The sequence below is a fragment of the Thermodesulfobium acidiphilum genome, assembly GCF_003057965.1.
Lineage (GTDB): Bacteria > Thermodesulfobiota > Thermodesulfobiia > Thermodesulfobiales > Thermodesulfobiaceae > Thermodesulfobium > Thermodesulfobium acidiphilum.
In genome coordinates this window covers 42,692-69,618 of the sequence record NZ_CP020921.1, presented here as the reverse complement: position 1 = coordinate 69,618, position 26,927 = coordinate 42,692, and the positions used below count along the sequence as shown (strand labels likewise).

The window sequence follows — 26,927 nt, the reverse complement described above, 5'->3', positions numbered from 1 at the left end:
TTTCTTAAATAGGTATAAGACCCTATCTTAGAAATTCTGTAAAGCAACAACAAGGCTAATAGTCCAATATTTTATTACTCCTTCATAAATTTTTGGTAAAATAATTCAATATGCGACAGGGGCCTACAAAATATTCCCTCATCTCTTCCAGATACCTGAGCTAAGAATTTAATAAAGCGGGTTTCATCTTTACCTTTAAACCTGGAGGTATATATATAAAAGCCTTTAAAACCTCTTATATACGCAGAAATACCTTTTGCTTCTGTGATGTACATGCCCATCGAATTCATTCGGTATCTACCTTCTTTGTAATATACTGTCTTATCTCTTTGCATTGGAAATGGTATTGTTACCCTTTTAACAACTCTATCTCTATACACTTCTATTTGTTTTGTGTTCACCAGATCTATGATTTCCCAGAGAGCAAAAATTGTAGCAAAAGGAGCAAAAGTTACACACAAAAAGCGGTATAAATTATCATCCATGCCCCCCAAAGGAACAATTCCAAATCCCGTTAGTGTTCCACCTAGGAACATAAGAAAACAAAACAAGTAAAAAAGAACCAGAGAAAGAGTCCTGAAAAATGTATATCTTAGGACCATTACAGGTTGGTTTGTGTCTATATCCTCTACTGCACTCTTCAGGCTTTCAGAGGTTTTATTGAAATCAAAGGTATCAGGAGGTTTTTTTGAGGGTATATATATGTTCTCATCTTCTCTCATCTTTGTAGGAGTAGTGTAAAATGCTATTATAAGAATGATAAATACAACAGACCATAACACGTAAAGGGATATTAGTCTCATTAGTTCAGGAAAAGAGAACAAAAATAAAGATATAATATATGCAATGAAACTGGAAATGGCAAATGTTTTGTATAGCATTATGCCTGTATATTTAGCTACCATGTTAAAAGAGAGGATTAAACTAATCATGCCAAAAATAAAAAGAGGAGCAATAAAAACCGTTAAGTCTTTGTGAAAAGTTAAGCCAATAAAAACAAGCAATGCAGCTATTTCAAATAGAACAAGCATAATAATACTCTGTATTCGAAACTTTAAACTGTTAAATGTTGTTGAAAGTTTAACAAGAGAAATACACCAGAATGCTAAGGCATATATATACCCGCTATAAATAATAACGTTGGTATTAAAATCTTTAAAATAGTTGCTAAAGTATAAAGGAGCGCTTATAGCTAATAATATAGTCCCTATTATTCCTGTTTTTTTATAAAGGGATAAATCTACATATGTAGCATTTCCTCTCTCTGTTTCAAATTGACCTGTTCTTAAATAACTTAAATCCTTATTACCTTTATTGTCTTCAAACACTCCCTCTCCTGCCCTTTCTTTGTAAATTTTAATGTAAATTTAATGTAATTTTAATTATCTTAATTAATTAAGGGTATTTGTCAAGTGTTATGTAGGGTTATGTTAACGGACAGTGATATTGTCATTCTCGTAGAAAATGTAAATTACTTTATTATAATAAAATAATTTACATTTGAATATTAAAAAGATAAAATTGTTTCTTATTAATAAGCCACAATCTAACTATTCTTTTTTTTATCTTCCTCTATTCCGACCTTTGCAAACTCTTCTAACCTTTTTTCTACAAAGTAATATACGCTATTCTTTATGAAATTACCATTATCGTCTTTAGAATCAACGTCTAAGCCCGTAAGAATCTTTAGGCCTTCTTCGACCCTTGAAATTGCAAATATTTTAAACTTACCTTCTTTTACTGCCTCTATAACCTCGTCTCTGAGAATAAGATTGTTAACGTTTCTTTCTGGTATTATTACCATTGCGTCATTTACATCCCTTGCTTTGCACAGATCGAAAAATCCCTCTATCTTTTCGTTTACACCGCCTATTGGCTGAACCTCACCCCACTGATCCATTGAACCTGTTATGGCAACATTTTGTTTTAAAGGGATATTGGAAAGAGCGCTAATCAAAGCATAAAATTCTGCACAGGTTGCAGAATCGCCCTCAATTCCTGAATACAACTGTTCAAAGGTGATGGATGCAGAAAAAGAAAGAGGTCTTTTCTGACCAAAAAGGTAGCCAAGGTAGCCCGATAGTATGAACACGGCTTTATCGTGAATTTGGCCGCTCATCTTAACTTCTCTTTCTATGTTCAAAACTCCTCTCTTGCCTGCATAAACCTGAGCAGTAATTCTAGCAGGCTTGCCGAACAGATGCCCTCCCAAGGACATTATCGCCAAACCATTAACCTGGCCGATCATCTCGCCCGAAGTCCTGACAATAATGGTATCTTCAAGAATGGCTTCCTGAATTCGTTCTTCAATTCTTCCATTTCTAAAGACTTTATTTTTGATTGCATCTCTAACGTGTGAACCAGTAATTTCAGAACTACCAGATTTAATAGCAAAATAATTTGCTTCTGTAAGAAGGTTTCTAATCATGCTGGATCTTAAAGAAAATTTATTCTTCTGCCCAGCAATCCTGGCTGATTCTTTAATTATATAGTTTATGCCAGATTCGCTTAATGGCAAAAGGCTATCATTTCTAGATATATTTTTTATTAACGAAACATACTTATCTAAACCTAAATTAGAATTCAAGACATCATCAAAATCTACTTTTACGTTGAAAAGTTCTCTAAACTCATCGTCATATTGACTAAGGATCTCATAAAGAAAACTTGATCCTATAAGAATTACTTTAAGATCGAGGTCTATAGCCTCAGGTTTTAGAGCTCCAGAACTAACAACCCTATATGGTTCCCATGGATCCTCTATTCTAACCTTACCTTCTTTAAGAGCCCTTTTAAGAGCATCATAACTGAAGATATTTTTTAATAAATCCTGGGCGTCCAATATAAGAAAACCATGATTTGCTTTATTTATAGCCCCAGATTTAATTTGTGTAAAATCAGTAACCGCAGCACCATAAACAAATTTATATTCAATTTTGCCAAAAAGGTTGCCATAACTGGAATTAGACAAATAAACGACTGGAGCACCTTCAGTTTCAGAATTATCAACAAAAAGATTTACCAAATATTTGTCAAACGATGGTTCTGAAGGTCTCATTAAGAAGGGCATATTAGCGTTTTGCTCTACGCTAGCCCTTAATTCTTGAACTCTGTCTAAAAGATCTGATCTAATCTCATCCAAATAAAGAAGAACGTCATCTCTGTCATAAAACTCATCTCTAACCTGTTTTAAAATGTTATCTACAAATGATGCAGCGAATTCTTTATCCAATAATATGGCTTTTTCTCTTAAGTTTTTTTCCTCCTCTCTTATCTGACGAAGTGCTTCATTCATTTTCTCATTAAGCATCTCTCCGGTTGTTTGTATTTTTTCTTTATCTTCATCAGAAAGCGCTCTGTATTCTTCTTCTGTAAATGGAGCCTTAGTAGAGGGAGAAACTGCAAAAAGCTCTATTACACCATTCTCAAGGGTCCTAATCGCAAAATTATATTTTGATACTTCCTCTTCAAATTCAGCAAAGATCCTTGACCTTTTTCTTTGAAACTCTTCTATTAACTTCCTTTTTGCAACTTCATATTCTTTGGACTCAAATTTCTTTGGAAGATCAGATTTCAGGCTTACTACAAAATCATTCATATACTTTTTAAAAATCCTGCCCTTACCAGCCGGCAAGTACAAAACTCTAGGCATATCAGGATTCTTGAAGTTAAATACATAAATTACGTCATCCGGTTTATTAAGTTCTTTAGCTCTACTTTTAAGTATGGACAAAACTACATCTCTTTTATTCATTCCTTCGTGGCCAACTACGAATATGTTGTATCTAAAATCCTTAATAGCTAGACCAAAATCAAGAGCTTTAAGAGCTCTGTCTTGGCCTAAAAACTTTACATCCTCGTCTTTACTCTCGCCAATTAATTCTAATTTAATTTCCTCAACTGTTAAATCCGATGCTGAAAGTTCTCTCATTTTTATGCTCCTTCGTCAGAAATAGTACCTATTTTCCAATAATGATAAACGCTTCCCACAAGGTCTGCACCTGGTATTAAAGCTTTTTCTCCCGGCTTCCAGCTTGCTGGACAAACTTCATTGCTTTCACGGGCAAACTGTAATGCCTGAATTTGCCTAATTATCTCAGAAACACTTCTGCCTACTGAGGTTACTAATATGGTCACCGCCTGAATAACGTCATCTGGATTTATAATAAATGCGCCTCTTAGGTCAACTTTAGTCCTTTCGTCGTAAACTCCAAACCTTTTGCCAATACTTCCATCCTGATCGCTTAACATTGGATAAGGGAATCTTGTATTTATCATCTTGCTTAGTTCAGAATCATCCCATGCCTTGTGAACATATGGACTATCTACGCTTATAACAAAAACCTTAACCTTAAGTTCATCAAAGTCACATTTTTTTGAAGCCAATTCAGCTAATTCTGTAGGACAAACAAAAGTAAAGTCTCCTGGATAGAAATAAATTAATTTCCAGGACTTTTTAAAATTGCTTAGATCTATCGCCTCAATTTTGTTATCAAAATAAGCCATTGCAGAAACTTCTGGACAACTTGACCCTACAAGAGAAGACATTCCTAAACCTCCAAACGTTAGTTTTTAAAAAACTTAAAAAAAGAAAAACAACATATACGATGATTTTAACAAAAAAAGAACAATTTGTAACAAAATATAAACTAAGTTTATGTTAGAATACATTTAGGCTTCCTAGAACTTTGAAACTTGGAAATCTGACTATCAGGAGGTTAGTTTGAAGAAGTTAAAATTATTAAAATTTATATTTTTGTTGATTATCTTTTTTGTCATGTTTTCAAGTAATGCTTCAGCAAAAAAGCTTTTTCCAATACCACCTATAAGAGTTGCAGTATTACCTATAATAAACAAAACAGATGAACAACCTTTTTTCCTAGATTTGGTAAACAAAAGGTTTAATAATTTTCTCAAAAATTCTAATATAGAATTGGTACCAGAAAAAGAAGTTATGGAATATCTAAAAAGGAGCGGTTATGATCCGGAAAAAAAGGAGTTCCCAAGCAAGGACACACTAAAATATTTAGCAATAATGACAAATGCCGATGATGTAATTGGACTATCACTAGAAAGCGTTATTAGAGAAGCTCCTGCGTTACTGGATGTAACTTATAAATTGTCAGCACAGGTAAGCGTTAAGACTATCGAATATGAGAGATATAAAGACGACATACTTACTTATGATTTCAGAGAAAAGGGAGAAAGTTCAAATGCTCCATACAAAGGAGTATCAATGGAAAAGGCAATAATAAATGCTACAGATAAAGTAATGGATGAAGCTTTAAAATCATATGTATTTTCAGGTTTCTCAAATCTCTAGGCTGAGATTTAATCTTTAAAAGGAAATTTATAAAGAGGGGGTTTAGCGGGTGCAGAGCTTACCAGAAATTATATTAAAATTATCTTTAGCTATTTTAGTGGGCGCTATATTTGGTATTGAAAGGGAACTTAGAGGTAGAGCCGCGGGCATCAGAACAAATATTCTTGTCTGCCTCTCAGGGACCTTGGTTATGCTTTTGTCGTCGGGTTACTTTAATAATACTAGCGATTTGGCAGTAAGGATCCAACTAGATCCCGGTAGAATCGCTGCTGGAGCAGTTACAGGCATAGGGTTTTTGGGAGCAGGTGTAATACTTAAAACCAGGGGTGAGGTACAAGGGCTAACAACTGCTGCATTGATATTTCTCAATATGATCTTAGGTCTTTGTATCGGTTCAGGATTATATCTGTTGGTGGCCTTTGGTACGATATCTTCCCTTATACCTTTAACCATACTTAGAAAGTTAAGCAGCTTAATAAAGAGAGAAATAAGAATATTAAACATTTCAATCAAATCGTGTGACAAAGAAGAGGCACAAACAAAACTCTCCAGCATTCTTGCTAAAAACAAAGTTGTTGTGCTCTCGCACGATATGTCCTGTAACTTTGAGAAAGAAGAACTTAAGGTATCCCTTTTGATTGAAGCAGTTTCAGAAAAGCCGTTTTTAAAAATCTTTGAAGAGCTTAGAGAAATAAAATTCATAAAAAGTCTTAGCATTTCAACTAAGGAGTGAACAGAACTTTTAATACAAAGTCAAAGATATATTTCACAGCAAGAAAAAATATTGAAACAGACAAAATTATTTTAATTATTTCCGAAGGAACATGTTTTTGACACCTTGCCCCAAGATAGGTCCCTGCAACTCCACCTAAACCAAATAAAAGACCTAAGAAAATATCAGGCTCAGATCCTGAAGTACCTAGAGGGTTAATAGCATAATAAAAAACGCCCAAAATTGAAGTTACCCAGGTAGCTAAAAGTGCTGGTCCCGCTACTATGTAAACTGGCAGTTTAAAAACTGCCACGCAAAATGGAGCTATAATAGATCCTCCGCCTATGCCGTAAGCGCCTCCTACAATTCCAACAAAAAAGGACAATAAAAAGACCCAAAAGTTTGAAAAACTATATTTTTTTTCTTGAAATTCAAAATATGATTTAAATATATTTGAACTTAAAATTTTAAACTTAAAGTCCTTCGCAAATTTGACCCTCTTTGACCTAACTAAATCAAAAAGCAAACGAGATCCGATATAAAGCAATACAACTCCAACAAACGCCTTGAAGAAAGCAGGGTTATACAGATATCTTACTCTTATAAAATAGCCAATAAAAACGCCTGGCAGTGTCCCAATCGTAAGAACTATAGCTAAAGGATAAAACATCCTGCCTTCTTTAAAGTATCTATAAACTCCGCCAGGAATCGAAACTATATTATAGATAAAGTTAGTCCCAGATACCCCTGGAGAAGTGTAGTTTAAAAAACTAACTTGAAATGGTAAAATTAAGAAAGCACCTGAAACTCCGCCCATAGAAGTAAAAAATGAAATGACAAAGGCAACAACAGGAGGTAAAAGAATATTTACATTAACTCCAGACACAGGAAAATAAACGTTCATATTACCTCCTTGATTGTTTATTATATTTTGATAATATTATAATAGAAAAGGAATTTTAATGATATAAGTTAATTAGTGTACATTTTAAGGAGGCCACCTATGAAAAAGGAGCTCTTAGATGTTTTTTTGAAAAAATTACAGGGGGGGATAAGGGTTGTATATTGGGACAACGAAGAGAGGACATACAACAATAACCCTAAAATAACTATAAGATTCTTAAAAGAACCACCTTTAATTTCTTTAGACGATCCTCTTCTAACGCTTGGTGACCTTTATATAGAAGAATATTTTGATATTGAAGGGACTATTGAAGACTTGATGGAACTGTTAGAAACGAATAAAAATATATTCAGACCTCAGAAAAAAAACACATTCATGACCACACTTAACACAACTCTAGGAATAGGTAAGTCTAAAGAGAAAGATATGAAAAACATTCAAAAACACTACGATCTTGGAAATGATTTCTTCTCCTTGTGGCTTGATTCTTCAATGTGTTACTCGTGTGCATACTTTAAAACCCCTACAGATTCATTAGAGCAAGCACAAAGAAACAAGATATCCCATTCGCTTAAAAAGCTAAATTTACAAAAGGGCGAAAAATTATTAGATATAGGTTGTGGCTGGGGAGAACTTCTTTTTGAAGCAGCAACAAAGTACGGCGTTTATGTTACAGGTATAACCCTAAGTCAGGAGCAATTTTCTCATATAAAGGAACAAATAGAGTTAAGAAACCTTTTTGAAAAAGTAGAAGTAAGGTTGGAAAGTTATGAAGAGTTAGATCCAAAAAAGGATTTATTTGACAAGATTATAAGCATAGGAATGTTTGAACATGTAGGGCAAAAAAGAATACCAGGATTCATGAAAAAGACTTCAAGCGTGTTAAAACGATCTGGAATTTTTATGCTTCATACTATCACAGGTTTAGAAGAGGGTGGTCAACATTCATGGATGAACAAACACATCTTTCCAGGCGGCTACATACCGACAGTCAGAGAAATCATAAATATCTTACCTGATTATGACTTTAGAGTTTTACACGTAGAAAGTTTAAGAAGACATTACGCAAGAACCCTTGAATATTGGTCAAAAAATTATGAAACTCACAAAGATGAAATAGAAAAAAAATTTGGTAGGACCTTTCTGAGAATGTGGGATATATACCTTAAAGGTTGCGCTGCTTCGTTTAAGCTTGGTTTTATAGACATTCACCAATTTACGCTTTCTTTAGGTATAAATAACGACTATCCTGAAACTTTCGAATTTTTATACAAAGATTAGAGATTTTTAAATTTAAATTATTTTAGGCTTTTAATTACTGCATCCTGTGCAACTAGTTTTTTGTGCGCAAAATCAATAATAGCAGTTCTTGAACTCATTTGTTCGTCTTTGCCCCTTAGACTAAAATCCATGCAATTCAAAGTATCATTATTAGTATTAAAATATCCCGACTTAAAGTACATTATATAATCGTTGAAAGAAATAGTTCCAGATATAATATCAATTATCTTAGTCTTTTTGTCATAAACAGCCTTTTCCCCGGTGATAAAAAGTGACTCCTTCTTGTTATAGTTCATTTCAAAATCTTCCCCAATAATCTCATTTGGAGTATCATAAACATTTTTGGCCATTATTTTGAAAGGCAGCTGAATATCTTGAAAACTACTCATTAAATTTTCGCTATTATTTTTATTTAAAACACTGCCTTTGTGTAGAATTAAAAAATTGGTAAATAAGGCTAAAAATGCAAAAAGTGCAAAAATTAAAATTATTATTAGCAAAAGTTTTTTATACACCTTTAATAATCTTTAAAATAAAATTTGATTCCCTGATCTAACTTGTTTTGAACTCTCAATATCTTCTCAATAAAGGATCTGACCGCACCCTTGCCGCCAAAATCTTCAATAACCATATCTACGCGCTCTTTCACAGCTTCAAGTGCATCGCCTGGGCATGCGCTAACGCCACAAATTTCTAATAGTGAAAGATCGTTATAGTCATCACCCATATAAGCGAGGTTTTCATAATCCATATTTAATTCTTCTAAAATCTTACTAAGTTCTGATATCTTATCATCACAATCTGTTATGAGATAGTCTACTTTTAATTCTTTTGCTCTTTTCTCAAGAGATAAAGACTTTCTGCCACTAATAAATATAATTATGAACCCTAATTTCCTTGCCATCGTTATGCCAAGACCATCTTTAACGTTAAAAATCTTTATTTCGTCATCCGGTGTTAACAATATGCTCCCATCTGTTAGAACGCCGTCTACGTCAAAACCCATTAATTTAATATTTTTGATCCTATCTTCCAGGCTCATCTGTATAACTCCTTTTTTACTCATTTAAAAACTGATCACATTTGTTAATTTTATCAAATGTTTAAAAGATCTACACTATGCCAGCTTTTAAAATATCGTGCAAATGAATCATCCCCACTACTTTTAAATTCCTATTTACAACTGGCAATAAGTTTATTTTTTTATCCTGTAAAATCTTAAGCGCTTCAGTAGCTAAGCGGTTTTTATTAATATAAACTGGATTTTTTGTCATTACTTCTTCCGTGCGCCTCTTCAAAAACATATCGTCAATTTCTATCTTTCTCCTTATATCACCATCAGTTATAATGCCTTTTAATATGCCGTTCTTATCTACAACAGAAACTGCCCCAAGACCCTTTTTGCTTATCTCAAAGAGGGCTTCTCTAACAACAGTTTCAAGAGAAACTACAGGATTTTCTTCACCCTTGTGCATAAGATCACACACCCTGGTTATCAAGCTCCTGCCAAGCGCGCCTCCCGGATGAAATAGTGCAAAATCTTGAGGCCTGAAATTTCTTAATTTTAAAAGGCAAATTGCAATGGCATCTCCAAGGACCAAAGTTACTGTTGTAGAAGAGGTGGGAACAATATTATAAGGACAGGCTTCCTTTTTTACGCCTATATCAAGAACAATATCTGCAAATGTAGACAATGTCGAGGTTAGATTGCCTGTCATAGCAATTACTTTAACTCCAATCCTTTTTAAAACGGGCAATATTGTAATAAGTTCCGTATTTTCACCACTATAAGATATCGCAACTACAAGATCTTTACCAGTAACCATGCCTAGATCGCCGTGAATACCTTCAGCAGGATGTAAAAATAAAGATGGGGTGCCTGTACTTGAAAGAGTCGCTGCAATTTTCCTTCCAATGATCCCAGATTTTCCCATTCCTGTAATTATTACTCTTCCTTCACAACTAAGAATAAGGTCAATGGCATCTAAAAACGATTTATCAATTTTATTACACAGTTGCTCCACGCTTTCTTTTTCAATAAAGCAAACTTCTTTGGCAAGCGACAAAATATCTTCTTTGTCCATAAGTTCCTCCAAAAAATTTAAAGGGTTAAATCAAATAAATACCCCATAATTATCTTAGGAATTTATAACCCCCTTAATCGCAATAAGACTCCTTAATAAGCCTTCAACCTCGTTAACTGGTATTGAATTTGGCCCATCACAAAGAGCACATTCAGGACAATCATGACATTCCATAAATATACCATCAGCACCAGCCGCTACAGCAGCCCGAGCAAGAGTAGGAACAAATTGTCTTTCTCCTCCAGAAGAATCCCCTAAGCCGCCAGGTAATTGAACGCTATGAGTTGCATCAAATATAACTGGTATATTAAATGATTTCATTATTTGAATTGACCTCATATCTACAACCAAATTATTATACCCGAAGGTATATCCTCTTTCCGTAATACAAACTCTTTCTTCCCCAGCAGATTTCACCTTTTCAATCATAGGGCCAATAGAGTGGGGTGCGACAAATTGCCCCTTTTTGATGTTTACAGGTTTTTTTGCTTTTCCTGCAGACACGAGCAGATCAGTTTGTCTACATAAAAACGCAGGTAATTGAATTAAATCAACAACATTTGAGGCAAGGGTCACTTCTTCTATGTTATGTACATCAGTAGTTATTGGCAACCCTACTTCTTTTTTTACTCTCTCTAAAATTCGTAATCCCTCTTTAATTCCAGGTCCTCTATAGGAAAAAAGAGAAGTCCTATTTGCTTTGTCATAAGAACTCTTGAATATCACCCGTATATTAAGTGATTTTGAAATTTCTTTAATAATGTTTGCCATTTTTATTACATGTTCTTCGCTTTCAATAACACATGGTCCTAATATAAAAAACAAATCTTTACCGCCAATTTCTACATCATTTATCTTGAACACGCCTAAAACCCCTTTTGCTTTTTATAATAAAATCAACAAAATCTTTATGTTCCTCATATTTTGAAAAGTCACGTTTTAAGATTTCTATCAATTCTTCTTTTGAGTGAACCTCCTCTACTAAAATCTTATATATTCTTTTTATTGCGCTTATTTTTTCCTGAGAAAAATTATTTCTCCTTAAAGCTACCAGGTTTAATCCCTTTGGCCTTGCAGGATTTCCGTCACACATCACAAACGGGGGGATGTCTTGAACTACCTTTGCAAGCCCGCCTACCATACACATCCTTCCTACTCTTACAAACTGATGAAATGCAGAAGCCCCACCTAAAAATGCCTCCCTTTCTACAACTACATGGCCTCCCAGCACCACATATGCAGCTAACGTGCAATTCTCATAAACTTTTGCATTATGACCAAGGTGAGTAAAACACATTAGATAAGAGTTTTCACCAACGTATGTTTCTTCTCCTTCACCTGTAGCCTTGTGTATAACTACATATTCTCTTATAGTAACGTTATCAGCAATTCTTACAAAACTTTTTTCACCTTTAAAGTGGAAATCCTGAGGTTCTTGCCCTAGACAAGAACCAGTAGATATATAGCAGCTCTTGCCAATTCTAGTACCATTTTTGAGTAGGACATTATTAGCTAAACGGGTATTGTCTCCAATTACAACATCGTCATCAACAATACAAAAGGGGCCAATTTCAACTCCCTCTCCTACTATAGCTTTAGGCGATACTATTGAGGTAGAATGAACTCTAATCATATTATTTTGGAAGATAAAACATAAGTTCTGCTTCGCACACCAATTTATCCTCAACCTTAGCAGTACAGCTCATCTTACAAAACGGCAACTTTACCTTCGTTACCTTAGCTTCCATAATAAGCGTATCACCTGGCCTTACAACTTTTCTAAATTTTGCCCTTTCGACAGAGCTAAAAAACGCAATTGTTCCTTCCTTTTTCAGAGATACAAGAGACAGAAATCCTGCAACCTGAGCCATTGCTTCAACCATAAGAACTCCTGGAAAAATAGGATTATCTGGAAAATGTCCTACTAAATACGGATCGTTATTTGAAACGTTTTTTAAACCGACTGCTCTAACGTTTGGCTCTAATTCAAGTATCTTTTCAACCAAAAGCATTGGATATCTATGGGGCAAAACCTTCATAATGTCGTTTATATCGTACAAAACAATACCTCCTCTTTATATCTGGTTAATCTAATCTATACGAACGAATTTATCATCTTGCTTACTTTAGCGTTTATTTTATGTCCAGGTTTAACAGCCACTATCTGCGCACGTGGTAAAAAACCGTTAAGGTAAAGATCTCCAATAAAATCAAGGATTTTGTGTCTTTGCACTTCCTTCAAACTTCTCATCTTCTTTAATGACCTTCCCTTGTTATCGAATACAAGCACATTGTCAAAGTTTGCCCCAAGCGCTTTTCCCTTTGATTTTAACAATTCATAATCTGAGAGAAATCCGAAAGTTCTTGCGTTTAAAATGGATTCTCTCTTATCTCGTCCCAGGATAAACTCGTCGCTAAGAAGACCAAGCCCCTTAGAGGTATAGTCCAGATAAACTCTAACCTCAAACCTTTTATACGGGAACATATAAACAAAAGATTCGTCTTCTATATAAAATATTGGTTGCTTAATTGATCTTAAGATATTTTTCTTATACTTTTTTGAAAAGATATCAGATAGATCTTTATAAAATTTTATAGCACTTCCGTCTAAAATCGGGACCTCTTCCCCGTCCAAAATCTCAATTACCGCATCATTAACGTTTAACATTGCAAGAGCACACAAAAGATGCTCAACAGTCGAGAGCCTTAAGTAGTCGTTTTCCAAAACAGTTGCGTTTTCAGAAGGTACAATCATGTCATGAAGATTCGAAAAAAGCATATCGCCCTTTTTTATCCAGAGTCCCCCATTCGATGGATAAACCATAACCTTACAAGTTTTACCGGTATGAATTCCAATACCTTCAAAGATTGCTCTATTTAATTTGGAGATTGCAGCTCAACTCCAAGTGCTTTTTCTAAAGAATCTGGTTCATCTTTCAAAGTTCCAGTTAATATAACTTTAACGCTATTGTCCGAATATTTTAGAACCTTAATGTCAAGAGTTTCAATCCAGGCTTTTAGCTTGTTCATATTTTCAGGATTAGACAGAAAATGCTTTAAACTTACCCCATTCGAGTCCTTTAGCATCATTACTACAGAGATCATTCTTTCTTTTGCATTATTCATTGCCGCCTCATACGAACTTTTAAATGGATCAGTGCTATTAAAACCTCCCACTCCAAAGCCTATAGCAGTTATCTGATTTTTGCCCCAATCAACTGAAGCGTTTGGGTACTCTTCTACAAGATTAGACGAGAAGGCATCCTGAGAAAAAGAAGTCATAGATAACAAAATTAAAGCTGTAATAACAAAAAAACACTTTAAAATTATTAATTTTTTCACTTTTCCTCCTAAAAATGCAAATTATTTCACAAGTTTTACATAAATATTATATTTAATTATACTTCTTCTGATTTATCCTGGCACTTTAAAATCTCAATTTGTTCTTCCAGTTTTTTAATTCTCTTTTCAATTTCAGGAAGCCTTTCTATTAATATCCTCTCTTTGAAAAAATCTATGTAATGTCTCGCCGGATATCCCATAACAGTTGAACCATCTGGAACATCTTTCATAAGGCCTGATTTTGCAAGAACTGTAGCACCCTTCCCAATTGTCAAGTGATCCTTTACTCCTACTTTACCAGCAAGAACAGCATTTTCTTTAACGTGAACAGATCCAGATAAACCAACCATAGAAACAAGAATAACGCTTTTTTCAAGGATACAGTTATGAGCAATTTGAACTAAATTGTCAACCTTAACATTGTCTTTTATAATGGTATCAACAAACGATCCCCTATCTATGGTAGTGTTCGAACCTATATCTACTTCACTACCTATTGAAACGCCACCTATTTGAGGAATCCACGTGTGATGACCGTAAGAGTCAGTAGCATAACCAAAGCCGTCATTTCCTATAGTTGCTCCTGCTTGGATTACACAATTTTCACCAATTCTACACTTTTCTCTAATGCATACAAATGGAAATATCCTTGTGCCTTTACCTATATAGACATCTTTGCCTACATAAATAAAGGCAACAAGCTCAACCATATCCTCTATAACAGCTCCATCCTCTATAACACAATATGGTCCAACATATGCCTTACTAGAAATTTTAGCCCCTTCGGATATTACAGAACTCGTGTGAATTAAGGGTTCTCTAAAATTTCTTGGGTAAAAGATATTAAGAACCTTTGACAACGCCAATTTTGGCAAATCAACCTCAATAGTAGCCCTGTCTGATTCAAAACCTCTATAACAAAGAAAGGCACCCGCCTTAGAGAACCGGGATGCCTCAGAGTTAGCTTTATCTAAAACAAAGCTTAGATCTTTCTCAAGCGCTATATTAAGAGGTTTAATATCGGTAACTTCTAAATCTTCACCTCTTAATACTCCGCCAACTTCTTTAGCTATTTCAGATAAAAGTTTACTGACCATTCACCTTAGCTATTACCTGATCAGTAATATCTACGCCTCCCCACCAAACGATAGCGTTATCCAAAACTATCGAAGCTCCAACTTGCTTTGCTACAGAATCAATAGCATTCTTAATTTTGGGGAGTACAGTTTGCAGCTTTGCATCTATAGCAGCCCTTGCAGCCTCTACTTCTTTTTCTTTAGCAGCAAGCTCCTGGTTGATCTGATCGTACAACTTTTTTAACTGTTCTTGAGATTCTCCTGATGCTTGAGCTTGAGCAAATTCTTGTTGCTTTTGATTTCTTAGTTGTTCAAACTGGATTTCAACCTGATTCTTTTGATCAATAAGAGGTTTTAACTCGTTTACTCCAGCCTCAACTCTTACAAGATCAATATAAGCAATTACATTGTCTTTTGCCATCGCCTTAGTTTGAAATGTAAACAAAACTAAAATTGCACAAACAAACAATAACAAACTCTTCTTCAAGTAAAGCCCTCCTTTTATATTCAGCAAACTACTACCGCAAGACAATTTATAGGCACCCTTTACTCTTCATCGCTAATTGATTACCGACATTTTTAAACAAAACGGCTAACCACCTTAAAATGGATTTCCCATGCCAAAATATCCCTTAAAATGATTAGAGGAATAAGCACCATCAATTCGAACCGGACCAAACGGAGTGTTTAACATTATGCCTACTCCAACGCCGGCATGGAGTTTGAAATCTGGCCAAGCAGAATTGCCACCCCACGCATCTCCAATATCAGTAAACACAGCACCTCTGGTACCTCTTATAAATGGAAATCTGTACTCAAAGTTGCCAACCGCAAAATATCTGCCATAGTATTTATTGTCTGTTATACCTCTAACCGTTCCCTGACCACCAACATAGTATTGATAATAAACTGGCATAATTTTGCCAGAAGGAATTATAGAGGTACCCCCTATTAACCTTCCAGCAAAAACATGTTCCTTCGATTTGTCCAGAGGGATATAATCTCTAAATTCCGCTATAACCTTTTCGAATGAATACAAACTAGAACCTCCAAGGAATCCGTTAGTCTGAGATATGCTCGCGCTTGCAAAATATCCCTGACGAGGATCTCTAGTTTGATCTCTAGTATCTCTTGATAGAGTATAGGTCAAAGATCTGTAAGAACCGTTAGGCCTATCATATTGATCGCTTGGGTTAACAGTTCCAGTCGTAGAAAGATGAACCCTTTCGTATCCAGGAGTAATAGTTTGTCTAGTATATTTATCAAAAATCGGGAAACCAAGCGACATGTTAAATCCAGCTGTTTTCTCATCAGTGGTATAACCGCCTATTAGCAAACCATAAGTCCTGTAATTGTAGAGGTTAACAGCAAATGACATGTTGTGATCGTTGAAATTAGGATCATAAAAACTAATTGAATAGTAAGATTGTTTTGCTCCAAATTGCAACCCAATAGACATAGTTTGAGCCCTACCAAACATATTGTTATCAGATAAACTTATCATTCCAATAGCGCTATATGCAGTACTATATCCCGCTCCAAAGGTGACAGAGCCTGTTTTTTTCTCCTTTACGTCTATATCTAAAAATATCTCGCCTGGCTTTGTCCCGGGCTCAAACATTACTCCCACGTCACTAAAGATATTCATATCATAAAGTCTATTTATATCAGCTTTAACTTTATTGTAGTTAAATATATCACCTGGCTTTACAGTTAGCTCCCTTCTAATAACGTGTTCTACTGTTTTGTGGTTACCAAGAATTTTAATAGCCTGAATTTTCCCTTCTGCTATGGTTACCAACAAGTGTCCTGAAGGAGAAAGACTGGCATCCATTATTCTTGCCGCAGTATAACCCTGGCTTGCATAATAGTCTTCAACCCTTTTGAGAGCCTTATCCATCTCGTTATAATTAAATATTTTGCCCGTAGGCAAATTCATTATGCTCAAAATTTTATCAGTAGGAATCACACTATTGCCCTGTATAAGAATACCTTCCAAAATTGGGTTTTCTGTAACCTCGAAAATAAGTTCTACTCCATCTTCAAATGGCTTAGTTTTTGCTTTCACATCGCTAAAATATCCAAGAGCATATATCGACTTCAAACTCTCCTGTACATCATTAGGGGTTATTATTGAGCCTATTCTAAAAGGAACCGCAGACAGGATATCTTCAGTCGCAACGTGTTTGTTTCCCTCAACAGCAAAGGCAGTCACCTTCATATAACCGCTTGTCGGAGTAGGTTCTGCTGCAAAAGAAACTGAACTTAAACTTATCAACAAAAACAAAACAAAAAAACTATTTATAAAATTTATAAAATAACGCCAGGGCATATTTTCTCCCCTCTCAATAAATTTGTAAAACAATAAAATTATCATATCACAATTGAAAGCTCGTTGAAAGATAATTAATAGTAGAATCTTTCCAATCTTCATCACTACTAAGAGGAAAGTTGTCCAAAACAGAAAAGAGAGGCCTTTTAGCAGGTGCCATAAATTCATCTGAACTTACAGGAACAATCTCTATGTCTATTTTTAAAAAGTTAAAGATAAATTTAGCCCATTCAAACCTTGAACAGTATCCAGAATTAGTAATGTGATAGGTACCATATGGCATATTTCCAACAACAAACATAGTTTTAGAAGCTAAATATCTTGCACTAGTTGGACTTGAAAATTGATCACATACCACTTTTAGATTATCTTTGCCCTTAGACCATTCAATTAGTTTTTTCGGGAAAGAGTTAGGCCCGTCTCCAAATACCCAACTGGTTCTAATAATATAATATTTCGAACACAAAGAAGAAACTTCTCTTTCTCCTGAAAGCTTTGATCTTCCATAAATTGAAATAGGATTTGGCTCATCATATATTAAATATGGTTTACTGCTAGTCCCGTCGAAAACGTAATCAGAACTAAAGTGAACAAGAGTGTAATTGAATTCATTTGAAAGCACAGCAAGATTTCTTGGGCCAAGCGCATTAACCCTGTAAGCTGCTTGCCAATCAGATTCAGCTTTATCCACATAATTATAAGCAGCACAATTCAAAACTACATCTGGCATGTATCTTTTTATCGCCTCTTTTAACTCAAAAAAATTAGTTATATCCAGCTTATCTTTACTAAAAGATATCAATTCAAGATTAAAATTTGATGAGTTATTTACAAATTCCTTTGCTAATTGGCCATTTGAACCTAACAAGATTGCTTTCATTAATATACCTCAACCTGAGCATCATCACCTATAAAAAACTTATATGCTTTAACCAAATCCTGCTTTTTTGTTATTTGTGCCCTTCTGCCTATCAATGAGGTATCTATCCTGGCCGCTGCAAAAATCCTGCTTTCTTCAAGAACTACAGAATGTTCGATCTCACTTTTTTCAATATAGCATCTGTCACCAATACTAGTATATGGTCCAATAAATGAGTCGATTATAACCGCTTCTTTACCAATAACAGCCGGACCTCTTATTTCACTCCTCTCAATTCTTGCAGAATTTGCAACTCTTACCCTACCGATAATTTTAGAATCAACAACATCTCCAAAAATTTCCCTCTTTATTCTCTCGTCCAAAACTACCCTATTTGCCTCTAAAATTTCATCTTTTTTCCCAGTGTCCAACCACCACCCTTTTAATACTTGGGCTTTTACAGAATTCTTTTTCGAAACCATCGTGTCTATCGCATCTGTAATCTCAAGCTCGTTTCTCCAGGATGGTTTTATAAGCTTTATAGCGTCGTGAATCTTGTTTGAAAAAATATACACACCTACAAGAGCAAGATTCGAGGGAGGATTTTTAGGTTTTTCTATTAGCTTTTTTACATTACCAGCATCGTCTAAAACGGCCACCCCAAATCTTGTGGGGTCATCTACTTCTTTGAGAAATATTAAAGCGTCAAGCTCTTCAGTAAAGAATCTGTCAACATAAGTACTAATACCATTTTCTATAAGGTTATCCCCTAAAAACATTACAAAAGGACTATCTTTTAAAAAATCTTGAGCAGTTTTTACTGCATGTGCTAAACCAAGAGGTTTTTCTTGTAGGATAAAATTAAATTTCACCCTTTTATCTGCAAAAGTATACTCCGAAAGCACCTTCTTCACCTCTTCTCCCGTTTCAGGAGCTATTATAATGCCAATATCTTCTATACCAGCCTGCAATATATCATCTATAACAAAATAGAGTATAGGTCTGTTGGCTACAGGTATTAATTGCTTCGTAAAAGTATAGGTAAAGGGCCTAAGTCTTGTACCTTTACCCCCGCTTAATATTAAGGCTTTTGCTCTCTTCATATAAACCCCTTTAACTTTTTCTTATCTATTATAAAGCACAATTATTAATTGTGTTTATTCATAAACACTTTTTGACCTGGCATTTTTCCTAAAAATATATAGCAATATTTGTTGAGTAATAATATTATAAAAATAGAGAAGATGAGTGAAATAGTTGTCAAACTAAAGCCGCTAATACATTGTTCCACAAAGAGTTTTTTCCTGGTTATGAATAAATCTGGGAAACCAAAGTGATAGAAAAAAAACTCATTAACCCTTTGGAAAAAATAAAATATTGCCTCATGGATTGTAAATATCGTCAACGTATTTTTCCCCAGATAAAGCATAAATTTATTGTTCTTTGTAATATTTGAAACATAAAGCCAGAAAAAAATTCCGCTAAAAGTTACTATATATCCCAAAAAACCAGAGAGGAATGAGCCATTAAATATATCAAATTCATCAAATAATAAAAAAAGAGCGATATTTATCGTGAGAAGTAGAAAGAGAAATAATATTTTATATCTTTTTATCTTCAAAAAGTTATTTAACAGGGTATTAAAAAACTTAGAGCTTTTGAAAAAATATCCAAAACCGAACCATAAAAAGCCAGCAGTAACTCCCCAAAAGAATAGAACTAAGTAGCTTCTAACAGCCTCCAACCAAAAAACTTGAGTTTCTTCAAAAAGTTTTAAAGACGAGCTTATTGCTTCTACCTGTAATCCAACAAGAATACAAAATATAAAAATTGAAAAAAATATGTACTTTGCCTTTGAAAACCTTAGGATATAATCATATAAAGTAGAAACAAAAAACAATGCAGGCAAAAACCAAAGAGGCGTTGTAAACTGATTCTCTTTTACTATTAAAAGATTTGTGAAATATGTAAAGAAATTCGGTCTATGTGAGGTCAAGATGATCAAAGAGTATATATAAATAAGAACCCCAAAAAAGAAATAGGGAATAATATATCTGTATATATTTCTTAAAAAAACCTGGGCAGGGGTCATTTTGAATTTTGGATTAAACACAAAACCCGCTATAAACCAAAAAAGAGCTAAATGAAACGAATAAGCATATTTAATTAAGATTTCGGGAGAAAAATACGTAGTATGTCCAAATGCTATCCAAAATATTCCGTAAAATCTTGCTTTATCAACCCAGTCAATTCTTTTTTGCATAATCAATTATACTAACATAAATAAAATTTATTAAACATCGCTTTTTTAAAGTTTAAGAAAAAAAATAACTTTTAAAAAATAGCAGCCACAAACCTTAATAGCTGTGACTGCCACATTATTATATTAAATCAAATTTGAAAATTACAAATTTTTACTTAATGTTCTTGTGACAAAACCACCAATCAAAACAATTAGCCTGGCTTGATCTTTCTGCAGCGCTCTTTACGTCAGAAGGTGGTGGAATTATTACATCAGAACCTATCAGATCGCTATTGGGCCAATTTGCAGGAATTGCAACTTTGTTATTATCAGAAGTCTGCAAGGCTTTTACAGCTCTAAGAATTTCATCAATATTTCTGCCCAATTCCTGTGGATAATATAATACCAGCCTTAATATAGCCTTATCGTCGATTACAAATACTGCTCTAACTGTATTTGTTCCCTTTGCAGGTTGTATCATTCCAAAAGACTTTGCAACTTCACCCATATCATCTGCAATTATAGGAAACTCAATATTTACTCCAAGTTTTTCTTTAATCCATTCAATCCATTTGATGTGAGAAAATACTTGGTCTATCGAAAGACCAATTAATTGTGTATTCAAAGCCCTAAACTCATCTAGCTTCTTTTGAAAAGCTACAAATTCAGTAGTGCATACTGGTGTAAAATCAGCTGGATGGCTAAATAGAACAACCCACTTCCCCGAATAATCATCAGGAAGATTGATTAAGCCATGAGTAGTTTTAACCTTTCTATTTTCTATCTTTTCTCCTAAAAGTGGAAATGTCATAAAATTACCTCCTCTATATTAATAATAATTCTTATTATTAATATTAAATTAAATTAAAGATTTGTCAAGATACTTTTCTAGAGAAAAATCTTTTGAGGATTCAAAATATTTTTTGGATCGAAAGAAAATTTTATTGCCTTTGCAAGTTCAATAGTATTTTTATCAAATTCTAGCTTAATATAAGGTGCTTTCATATATCCAATCCCGTGCTCCCCAGAAAGCGTACCGCCAAGATTAATTGCTAATTTAAATATCTCTCCTATAGCATCTTGCACTCTCTTCATCTCCTCTTTATTTCTCTTATCGGTAAGTATATTTGGATGGAGATTCCCATCACCAGCGTGACCAAAAATTATTATTTTTAAAGAATATTTTTTTGCAATCGAATCTATCCCTTTAATCATGTCGGCAATTTTTGAACGCGGAACAGTTGCGTCTTCTGAAATCTTTATTGGAGCTATTTTTCCACAGGCAGGAGATATAGCTCTTCTTAAATCCCAAATCTTGTTCATTTCATTATTGTCTTTTGCTAAAAAAAAGTTAAAATTTTTCAAAGTAAAAAGATTTTTAAGCGTGCTAATAATAGATCCAACCTCTTTCTTTGTGCCATCAACTTCAAGAATAAGAAGTGCATTTATATCATTAGATAAATCGAAAAAAACATACTCTTTTACTATTTCTATAGCAGTTCTATCCATTATTTCAAAAGTTTTGGGTACTATACCCAGGCTAATTATATCGTTTATGCAAATCGCAGCATCTTCAAGACCTTTAAAACCTATTAAAAAGACTTCTCTTGCTTCGGGTTTTCTTAAAAGTCTTAGGCCTACTTTTGTAAAAATACCAAGAGTTCCTTCAGAACCAATGAGTAGAGAGAGAATTTCTGGATTTTGAAACACATCAATATTTATAATGCTTCCATCTGATAAAACAACTTCTAGAAACTCAACATAATCTCTGGTAACGCCATATTTAAAACACATTGGACCCCCTGCACATTCGGACACGTTACCGCCAATAGTACACCATGCGCTGCTTGCTGGATCTGGTGGATAAAACAGTTCGCTTCTAGAAGCTAAATCTGCAAGCTCTTTTGTTACCACACCAGGCTCTACAACAGCTAAACAGTTCTCTGAATCAAACTCAATAATTTCATTCATTTGTGTTAACACGAGAGAAATGCCGCCTCTTAATGGTACACTTCCACCAGAAAGGTTAGAACCAGCTCCTCTACAAGTAACAGGAACATTATATTTAGCTGCAATATTTAAAATTTTAGATATTTGCTTACTGTTCTTTCCAAAAACCACAACATCTGGCAGAGAACTTCTAAAAGATGCATCATAAGAATATAGGTATAAATTCTCTAAATCGTCGGTAATATATTTCTTACCTATAGCTTTTTCAAGATCTCTTTTGAAATCAGAATATGAAACTTGATTTTTAAAATTATTGATGTTTAAATCATCTTTTTGTAATGTGTTTAAAATTCTTGTCTTCAACGTATTAACTATATAGCTTGAATTAAAATCATAATAATAAACTTTATCCATTTGAAACTTTTGCAAAAAAGCTCTCTCAAAATCTTCTAAATCGCTTATAGTTTTAAAAATCAAACAATACAGTCCTATAGGCAAAAAGAGAATCTCACAGCAACCAATGTTTAAATCTTTTACTATATTTTCAATTTGTCTTGTTTTGCTAATAAAATCTGTTTTGCTTAATTTTATCTTTTTAATCAATCTTTCTTCATCTGGAAAATCCAGCTTAAAAATATCTTTATTTTCCAGAACGTTTAAGTTCAAAAGATTTAATTGGTTTTTAAGATCGTATTCAAACTCTTTTTCTACAATAATTGATGCATTAAACTTATCAGAAAGTTCTTTTTTTCGGATTAAATAAAAAGAAAAAGGTTCACATTTTAATTTTTTTAAAAAATAAACTAGATTTATAAACTGAGCAATATTTTCAAGAAAGAAATTAAAAATTACCCTTTCCTTTTTTGGATGAAGTCTTAGGATTAATTCTTTCGGAGAAGCTAAATCCTTAGAGCCTAACAAAAACCTTGTAAAGTCGTAGCCACTTACACACTTTAATACCTTTTTATCTAACTTTATTTCTCTCCCAAATTTTGTTTCAAAGGTTGCGCCTATTGCAAAATTAAAGATAGATCCATAAAGATGATGAGATGGATTGGGTAGCTTTAAGTGAAACAGATCAATAACTCTTAACTGTAAGTAAAGTTGATTAAGAGTAGGCAAAAAAACAAGCGTCTCATCTGATAATTTTGCATTCAGCTCATTTATCAAAATATTCGGATCAACAACTAATACTTGATTTATATTATCTATTTCTAATAACATGCAGGATACCCATCGGCTCTTGGTTCTGACCCCCCTGCAAAAACATTATTGTCCAACTTTATAATAATTTGCCCCCTGCCAAAATTTATTGAATCTGAAGTAACTTCAACATCGTGCCCCCTTCTTGCAAGATCATCAACTATAATTTTGTCAATTTTGTTTTCAAAAAGTACTTTTTTACCCCCAAGCCATTGAAATCTTGGTGCGTCAAGTGCAGCCTGAGGATTGTCTAAAAAGTTAATCATATTAACAAGAACCTGAACATGGCCTTGCGGCTGCATAAAAGCACCCATCACCCCAAATGGCCCAATTGCATTATTGTCTTTTAATATAAAACCTGGAATAATCGTGTGATATGGTCTTTTTTTTGGAGCTATACAATTGGGATGTTTTCTTTCAAGCACAAAATTTGATCCTCTATTGTGCATTGCAATTGCAGTATCCTCTATAACTATTCCAGAACCAAATCCCATGTAGTTGCTCTGTATATAGCTCACCATATTTCCATCTTTATCAGCTGTACAAAGATAAACAGTATTACCACAATATGTACTTTGAATTTTTGGTAAATAGGCCTCATCTGATATGGTCCTCGCTTTACTGAGACCATATTCCTCATTAAAAAGCTCTGAAACATTTTTTTCCATACCCTTAATATCTCCAACAGAAGAGAGAGCTTCCTCGAAAGAGAGCTTTATTGATTCAATACATCTGTGAAAATACAAACTATTTCTTGAAATATCAAAGTGCTTTAAGATATTTAGCGCCATAAGAACAACTATGCCTTGAGAGTTAGGCGGCATCTCTACAATATCATATCCACAGTAATTTAATTTTAAAGGCTCTACCCATTCACCTTTAAAATCCCTTAAATCATTCTCAGTTATATAGCCGTTATACTTTTTAAAAAAGGAAACGATCTTTTCAGCTATCCTACCATCATAAAAGGACTTGCAGTTAGTTAGGGCCAATTCCTCCAGAGTTTTAGCAAGGCTTTGATTTTTAAATATTGAAGCAGGCTTTGGAGGACCATCCTTTGCAAAATTCTCAAACCAGTATTTAAACTCATCGCCCCTTTGTAAAGAAATGGCATTATAAAAGTTTTCCCATAACCTGGAAATTGTCGCAGATACAGGATATCCATAAAGCGCCAAATCTATCGCAGGTGCAAACACTTCAGACAGCTTTAATTTTCCAAACTTCGAGGAAAGTTCTTTCCACCCCCATACCACTCCTGGAACAGTGATAGGTTCAAAACCAAATCTAGGCATCTTTTTGAAACCCTTTTTAATCAAGAGATCAAGGTTTATATTTGAAGGTGCAAAGCCACTTGAATTTAGAGCATAAAGTTTTGAATCCTTCCAGACTATTGCAAAGCAGTCTCCACCAATTCCGCATGAAGTTGGTTCAACCACAGTAAGGGCAACAGCTGTAGCCAAGGCCGCGTCAACAGCATTGCCTCCTTTTTGTAAAGCAGTTAAACCTGCCTGAGATGCAAGCGGTTGAGTAGTAAGAACCATTCCATTTTTCGCAAAACATACGTGTCTCTCTGAAGAATATGGATATCTTTGAAAGTCAAACATCTTCCACCTCGTTTTTGAAAATACTTTCTAAAGATTATATATTGTTATGAGAAAATTTCCTCTATAATATGTTTAAAATATTAAAACAAAAGATGAAAAGATATTGGGGGAAAGAATGAATAGATTAAGAGTTGTATTGCAAGGATATCCCCTGAAATCAGACAGGGGATGGCTCGGTTGGTGTAATGTAGTTTTGATATCAACTTCAGAAGGATACTTTCTCTTTGATACAGGAAGTTATGGGGATAGAAAAGAACTTTTAGACTCTTTAGGAAATTTGGGCGTTGGTTTATCAGAGATAAAGGGGATATTTCTTACTCACTTCCACTTTGATCACGCAATAAACATTGAACTTTTTGAGAATGCTAAAATTTACCTGTCTGAGAGAGAGTATAACTATCTTACAAATTCAACTTTCGAAAAAGTATCAGATCTTTATGTGCCCAAATTTATGATAAGCTATCTTTTAAGTAGAAACCCAATTCTTTTACGGAATAATGAAAGAGTTTTAGATGATATTATAGCGATAGATTTACCAGGACATACTCCAGGCTCTATGGGATATCTTTTAGAAAGCACGAAAACTTTGATCGGAGGGGATGCCGTAAAAAACATTAAAGAATTCTACAACGAGTTGGATACTCTTCTTGTTTTCGGCGACATAAAAGACTTTAGAGAGTCACTAAAGAAAGCAAAAAGGATAGCAGTCAACTTCGTCCCAGGTCACGATTCAATGTTTAGCTTTGAAAAAAATGTCAAGAAATTAACAGATCTTGAGGTTATAATTTACAGTAATACAAATTGGAAAGAGACAGCACCTAAAGAATTTAAAATTACTTAAGTATAACGTTAAGGAGAGGATTTATGAAAAGGTTTGTATTTATTTTTTTAATTTTAACGTTGTTAGCTTTTACAAGAACTTCATACGCAGAATTTAGTTTCAGCAACATATCTCAAAACGATTTTTTACTCAAGCAAGGGGAAATAAATCTTGTTTTGCCAGGAGAATACTTTGAAATTAGAATCAATGAACAAGATAGTAGTAATTTTTCGATAGATTACGATAAAAATCTCATAGAATTAACAAGGGAAGAAAATTTGTCTGCCAGTAAAATCTACTATTTCAAAACAATTTCTGACGTGATCTCAAACACAAAGATAGTTGTTAAGTCAAATAAAGAAAGTTCAAAACCCATTACGTACGATGTCTATATATCACCAGCAGATGACATACCTTTGGTAACAATAAAAGATATACATGACAATCCAGAAAAATTTGCAAATAAATTTGTCAGGCTAAAAGCTAGATTTCTTGGATGGGCAAGGCCAACAAATACAAGCGATATTTGGGGCGCTCTAACCACAAAATCAGATACTGTAATAGAAGACAACACTGGTGCTGCCTTTATATCGGGGGCAAATTTCATGTACAAAACTGATAGCTCTGTTTTGTTTATAGCAAAAATAAAATCAGACAAAAGGGTTGGCTTCAAAATTAAACTGATAAAACTTCTCAAATGATTTGCTTTTCTTGCCTGCCATACAAATATTCAAATATATATCTAATAAAAGAAGACGAATTTATTACAAGGGTTTTTCTAAATGATACTAGTTTTTTATATTTTTTTGAAAAGTTTAGACCAGTAAGAAATGATTTAATTTTAAATGACGAGATAACACAATTAGCTGAATATTTAAACGGAAAAAGAAAAAAATTCAATATTAAATTTAAACTTTTGGGCACTGAATTTCAAAAATTAATTTGGGATAGAATATTATGCATAGAATACGCAGATGTTAAAACATATTCTGATATTGCAATTGAAATCAAAATGCCTTCTGCCGCAAGAGCAGTGGGAAGTACCTGTCGAAAAAATGTACTTCCTATTATTGTCCCCTGTCATAGAGTTGTTTCAAAAAAGGATATGGGTGGGTTTTTTGGTAAAAACAGCGAATTCCTTATAATTAAATCATATCTTTTAAATTTAGAAAGGGCTTCTTGAAAAGCCCCTTCT

The 26,927-nt window shown here is 33.9% G+C and carries 27 protein-coding genes; 6 read left to right on the top strand and 21 right to left on the bottom strand.

Going from position 1 to position 26,927, the window contains the following annotated elements:
- Positions 1-74: 74 nt before the first annotated feature.
- The 3 genes from TDSAC_RS09150 to TDSAC_RS00355 form a co-directional block, all read right to left on the bottom strand.
- On the bottom strand, positions 75-1,328 hold the full coding sequence (locus TDSAC_RS09150; protein WP_234405747.1) for a hypothetical protein: 1,254 nt from the start codon (positions 1,326-1,328) through the stop codon (positions 75-77).
- 218 nt (positions 1,329-1,546) lie between these two features.
- Positions 1,547-3,931: a Lon protease family protein gene (locus TDSAC_RS00360; protein WP_108307773.1), complete on the bottom strand. Its 2,385-nt coding sequence runs from the start codon at positions 3,929-3,931 to the stop codon at positions 1,547-1,549.
- Positions 3,932-3,933: 2 nt separating this feature from the next.
- Positions 3,934-4,548 carry a peroxiredoxin gene (locus TDSAC_RS00355; protein ID WP_108307771.1) on the bottom strand — a complete coding sequence of 205 codons (615 nt, stop codon included), beginning with the start codon at positions 4,546-4,548 and terminating at the stop codon, positions 3,934-3,936.
- Between the two features lie 175 nt (positions 4,549-4,723).
- Between TDSAC_RS00355 and TDSAC_RS00350 the strand changes: the two genes are divergently transcribed.
- Together TDSAC_RS00350 and TDSAC_RS00345 are read left to right on the top strand one after the other, a co-directional pair.
- A complete protein-coding gene (locus TDSAC_RS00350) occupies positions 4,724-5,323 on the top strand; it encodes a hypothetical protein (protein WP_108307768.1) in 600 nt (199 codons plus the stop codon).
- Positions 5,324-5,372: 49 nt separating this feature from the next.
- On the top strand, positions 5,373-6,056 hold the full coding sequence (locus TDSAC_RS00345; RefSeq protein WP_108307765.1) for an MgtC/SapB family protein: 684 nt from the start codon (positions 5,373-5,375) through the stop codon (positions 6,054-6,056).
- Here TDSAC_RS00345 and TDSAC_RS00340 read toward each other — a convergent pair.
- Positions 6,046-6,939 (bottom strand): sulfite exporter TauE/SafE family protein, encoded by an 894-nt coding sequence (locus tag TDSAC_RS00340; RefSeq protein WP_108307763.1) that lies wholly within the window; start codon positions 6,937-6,939, stop codon positions 6,046-6,048. The genes TDSAC_RS00345 and TDSAC_RS00340 overlap by 11 nt on opposite strands.
- A 99-nt stretch (positions 6,940-7,038) precedes the next feature.
- On the opposite strand from TDSAC_RS00340, the gene TDSAC_RS00335 reads away from it, so the two are divergent.
- Entirely contained in the window at positions 7,039-8,220 is a 1,182-nt protein-coding gene (locus tag TDSAC_RS00335) for an SAM-dependent methyltransferase (RefSeq protein WP_108307761.1), read from the top strand.
- Between the two features lie 17 nt (positions 8,221-8,237).
- Here the strand turns inward: TDSAC_RS00335 and TDSAC_RS00330 are convergent, their stop codons facing one another.
- From TDSAC_RS00330 to TDSAC_RS00250, 17 genes are all read right to left on the bottom strand, one after another.
- Positions 8,238-8,609 carry a hypothetical protein gene (locus TDSAC_RS00330; RefSeq protein WP_199919816.1) on the bottom strand — a complete coding sequence of 124 codons (372 nt, stop codon included), beginning with the start codon at positions 8,607-8,609 and terminating at the stop codon, positions 8,238-8,240.
- Positions 8,610-8,737: 128 nt separating this feature from the next.
- A complete protein-coding gene (locus TDSAC_RS00325) occupies positions 8,738-9,262 on the bottom strand; it encodes a KdsC family phosphatase (RefSeq protein ID WP_199919815.1) in 525 nt (174 codons plus the stop codon).
- A gap of 70 nt (positions 9,263-9,332) precedes the next feature.
- Complete coding sequence (locus TDSAC_RS00320) at positions 9,333-10,304, bottom strand: KpsF/GutQ family sugar-phosphate isomerase (RefSeq protein WP_108307754.1); 972 nt, start codon at positions 10,302-10,304, stop codon at positions 9,333-9,335.
- A gap of 54 nt (positions 10,305-10,358) precedes the next feature.
- Positions 10,359-11,168 carry a 3-deoxy-8-phosphooctulonate synthase gene (gene kdsA, locus TDSAC_RS00315; protein ID WP_108307752.1) on the bottom strand — a complete coding sequence of 270 codons (810 nt, stop codon included), beginning with the start codon at positions 11,166-11,168 and terminating at the stop codon, positions 10,359-10,361.
- Positions 11,152-11,991 carry an acyl-ACP--UDP-N-acetylglucosamine O-acyltransferase gene (gene lpxA, locus TDSAC_RS00310; RefSeq protein WP_199919814.1) on the bottom strand — a complete coding sequence of 280 codons (840 nt, stop codon included), beginning with the start codon at positions 11,989-11,991 and terminating at the stop codon, positions 11,152-11,154. The genes kdsA and lpxA overlap by 17 nt, the downstream gene beginning before the upstream one ends.
- The gene (gene fabZ / locus TDSAC_RS00305) at positions 11,939-12,364 is read right to left on the bottom strand and encodes a 3-hydroxyacyl-ACP dehydratase FabZ (protein ID WP_108307747.1); all 426 of its coding nucleotides are present in this window, start codon (positions 12,362-12,364) and stop codon (positions 11,939-11,941) included. The genes lpxA and fabZ overlap by 53 nt, the downstream gene beginning before the upstream one ends.
- Before the next feature lie 35 nt (positions 12,365-12,399).
- The gene (locus TDSAC_RS00300; protein WP_340641191.1) at positions 12,400-13,173 is read right to left on the bottom strand and encodes a UDP-3-O-acyl-N-acetylglucosamine deacetylase; all 774 of its coding nucleotides are present in this window, start codon (positions 13,171-13,173) and stop codon (positions 12,400-12,402) included.
- 8 nt (positions 13,174-13,181) lie between these two features.
- Positions 13,182-13,646 (bottom strand): hypothetical protein, encoded by a 465-nt coding sequence (locus TDSAC_RS00295; RefSeq protein WP_108307742.1) that lies wholly within the window; start codon positions 13,644-13,646, stop codon positions 13,182-13,184.
- A 56-nt stretch (positions 13,647-13,702) separates the two neighbouring features.
- Entirely contained in the window at positions 13,703-14,743 is a 1,041-nt protein-coding gene (gene lpxD / locus TDSAC_RS00290; RefSeq protein ID WP_108307739.1) for a UDP-3-O-(3-hydroxymyristoyl)glucosamine N-acyltransferase, read from the bottom strand.
- A complete protein-coding gene (locus TDSAC_RS00285; RefSeq protein WP_150130256.1) occupies positions 14,733-15,209 on the bottom strand; it encodes an OmpH/Skp family outer membrane protein in 477 nt (158 codons plus the stop codon). Before TDSAC_RS00285 ends, lpxD begins: the two co-directional genes overlap by 11 nt.
- A gap of 114 nt (positions 15,210-15,323) precedes the next feature.
- Positions 15,324-17,054, bottom strand: a complete 1,731-nt coding sequence (locus TDSAC_RS00280) for a BamA/OMP85 family outer membrane protein (protein ID WP_199919813.1) — start codon at positions 17,052-17,054, stop codon at positions 15,324-15,326.
- 46 nt (positions 17,055-17,100) lie between these two features.
- Positions 17,101-17,934, bottom strand: coding sequence for a dTDP-4-dehydrorhamnose reductase (rfbD, locus tag TDSAC_RS00275; RefSeq protein WP_108307735.1), 834 nt, complete (start codon positions 17,932-17,934; stop codon positions 17,101-17,103).
- Positions 17,934-19,016 carry a glucose-1-phosphate thymidylyltransferase gene (locus TDSAC_RS00270; protein WP_108307732.1) on the bottom strand — a complete coding sequence of 361 codons (1,083 nt, stop codon included), beginning with the start codon at positions 19,014-19,016 and terminating at the stop codon, positions 17,934-17,936. The genes rfbD and TDSAC_RS00270 overlap by 1 nt, the downstream gene beginning before the upstream one ends.
- Positions 19,017-19,060: 44 nt before the next feature.
- Entirely contained in the window at positions 19,061-20,176 is a 1,116-nt protein-coding gene (locus tag TDSAC_RS00265) for an acyltransferase family protein (protein WP_108307730.1), read from the bottom strand.
- Positions 20,177-20,327: 151 nt separating this feature from the next.
- Positions 20,328-20,966 (bottom strand): peroxiredoxin, encoded by a 639-nt coding sequence (locus TDSAC_RS00260; protein WP_108307727.1) that lies wholly within the window; start codon positions 20,964-20,966, stop codon positions 20,328-20,330.
- A gap of 77 nt (positions 20,967-21,043) precedes the next feature.
- On the bottom strand, positions 21,044-23,329 hold the full coding sequence (locus TDSAC_RS00255) for an FAD-binding oxidoreductase (protein ID WP_108307723.1): 2,286 nt from the start codon (positions 23,327-23,329) through the stop codon (positions 21,044-21,046).
- Positions 23,320-24,912: a gamma-glutamyltransferase family protein gene (locus tag TDSAC_RS00250; RefSeq protein ID WP_108307720.1), complete on the bottom strand. Its 1,593-nt coding sequence runs from the start codon at positions 24,910-24,912 to the stop codon at positions 23,320-23,322. The genes TDSAC_RS00255 and TDSAC_RS00250 overlap by 10 nt, the downstream gene beginning before the upstream one ends.
- Positions 24,913-25,027: 115 nt before the next feature.
- On the opposite strand from TDSAC_RS00250, the gene TDSAC_RS00245 reads away from it, so the two are divergent.
- Genes TDSAC_RS00245 through TDSAC_RS00235 form a run of 3 tightly spaced genes read left to right on the top strand, consistent with a single transcriptional unit; the run spans position 25,028 to position 26,915 of the window.
- Positions 25,028-25,753 (top strand): MBL fold metallo-hydrolase, encoded by a 726-nt coding sequence (locus TDSAC_RS00245; RefSeq protein WP_108307718.1) that lies wholly within the window; start codon positions 25,028-25,030, stop codon positions 25,751-25,753.
- Between the two features lie 23 nt (positions 25,754-25,776).
- On the top strand, positions 25,777-26,433 hold the full coding sequence (locus TDSAC_RS00240) for a hypothetical protein (RefSeq protein ID WP_108307714.1): 657 nt from the start codon (positions 25,777-25,779) through the stop codon (positions 26,431-26,433).
- Positions 26,430-26,915 carry a methylated-DNA--[protein]-cysteine S-methyltransferase gene (locus TDSAC_RS00235; protein ID WP_108307712.1) on the top strand — a complete coding sequence of 162 codons (486 nt, stop codon included), beginning with the start codon at positions 26,430-26,432 and terminating at the stop codon, positions 26,913-26,915. Before TDSAC_RS00240 ends, TDSAC_RS00235 begins: the two co-directional genes overlap by 4 nt.
- Positions 26,916-26,927 lie beyond the last annotated feature (12 nt).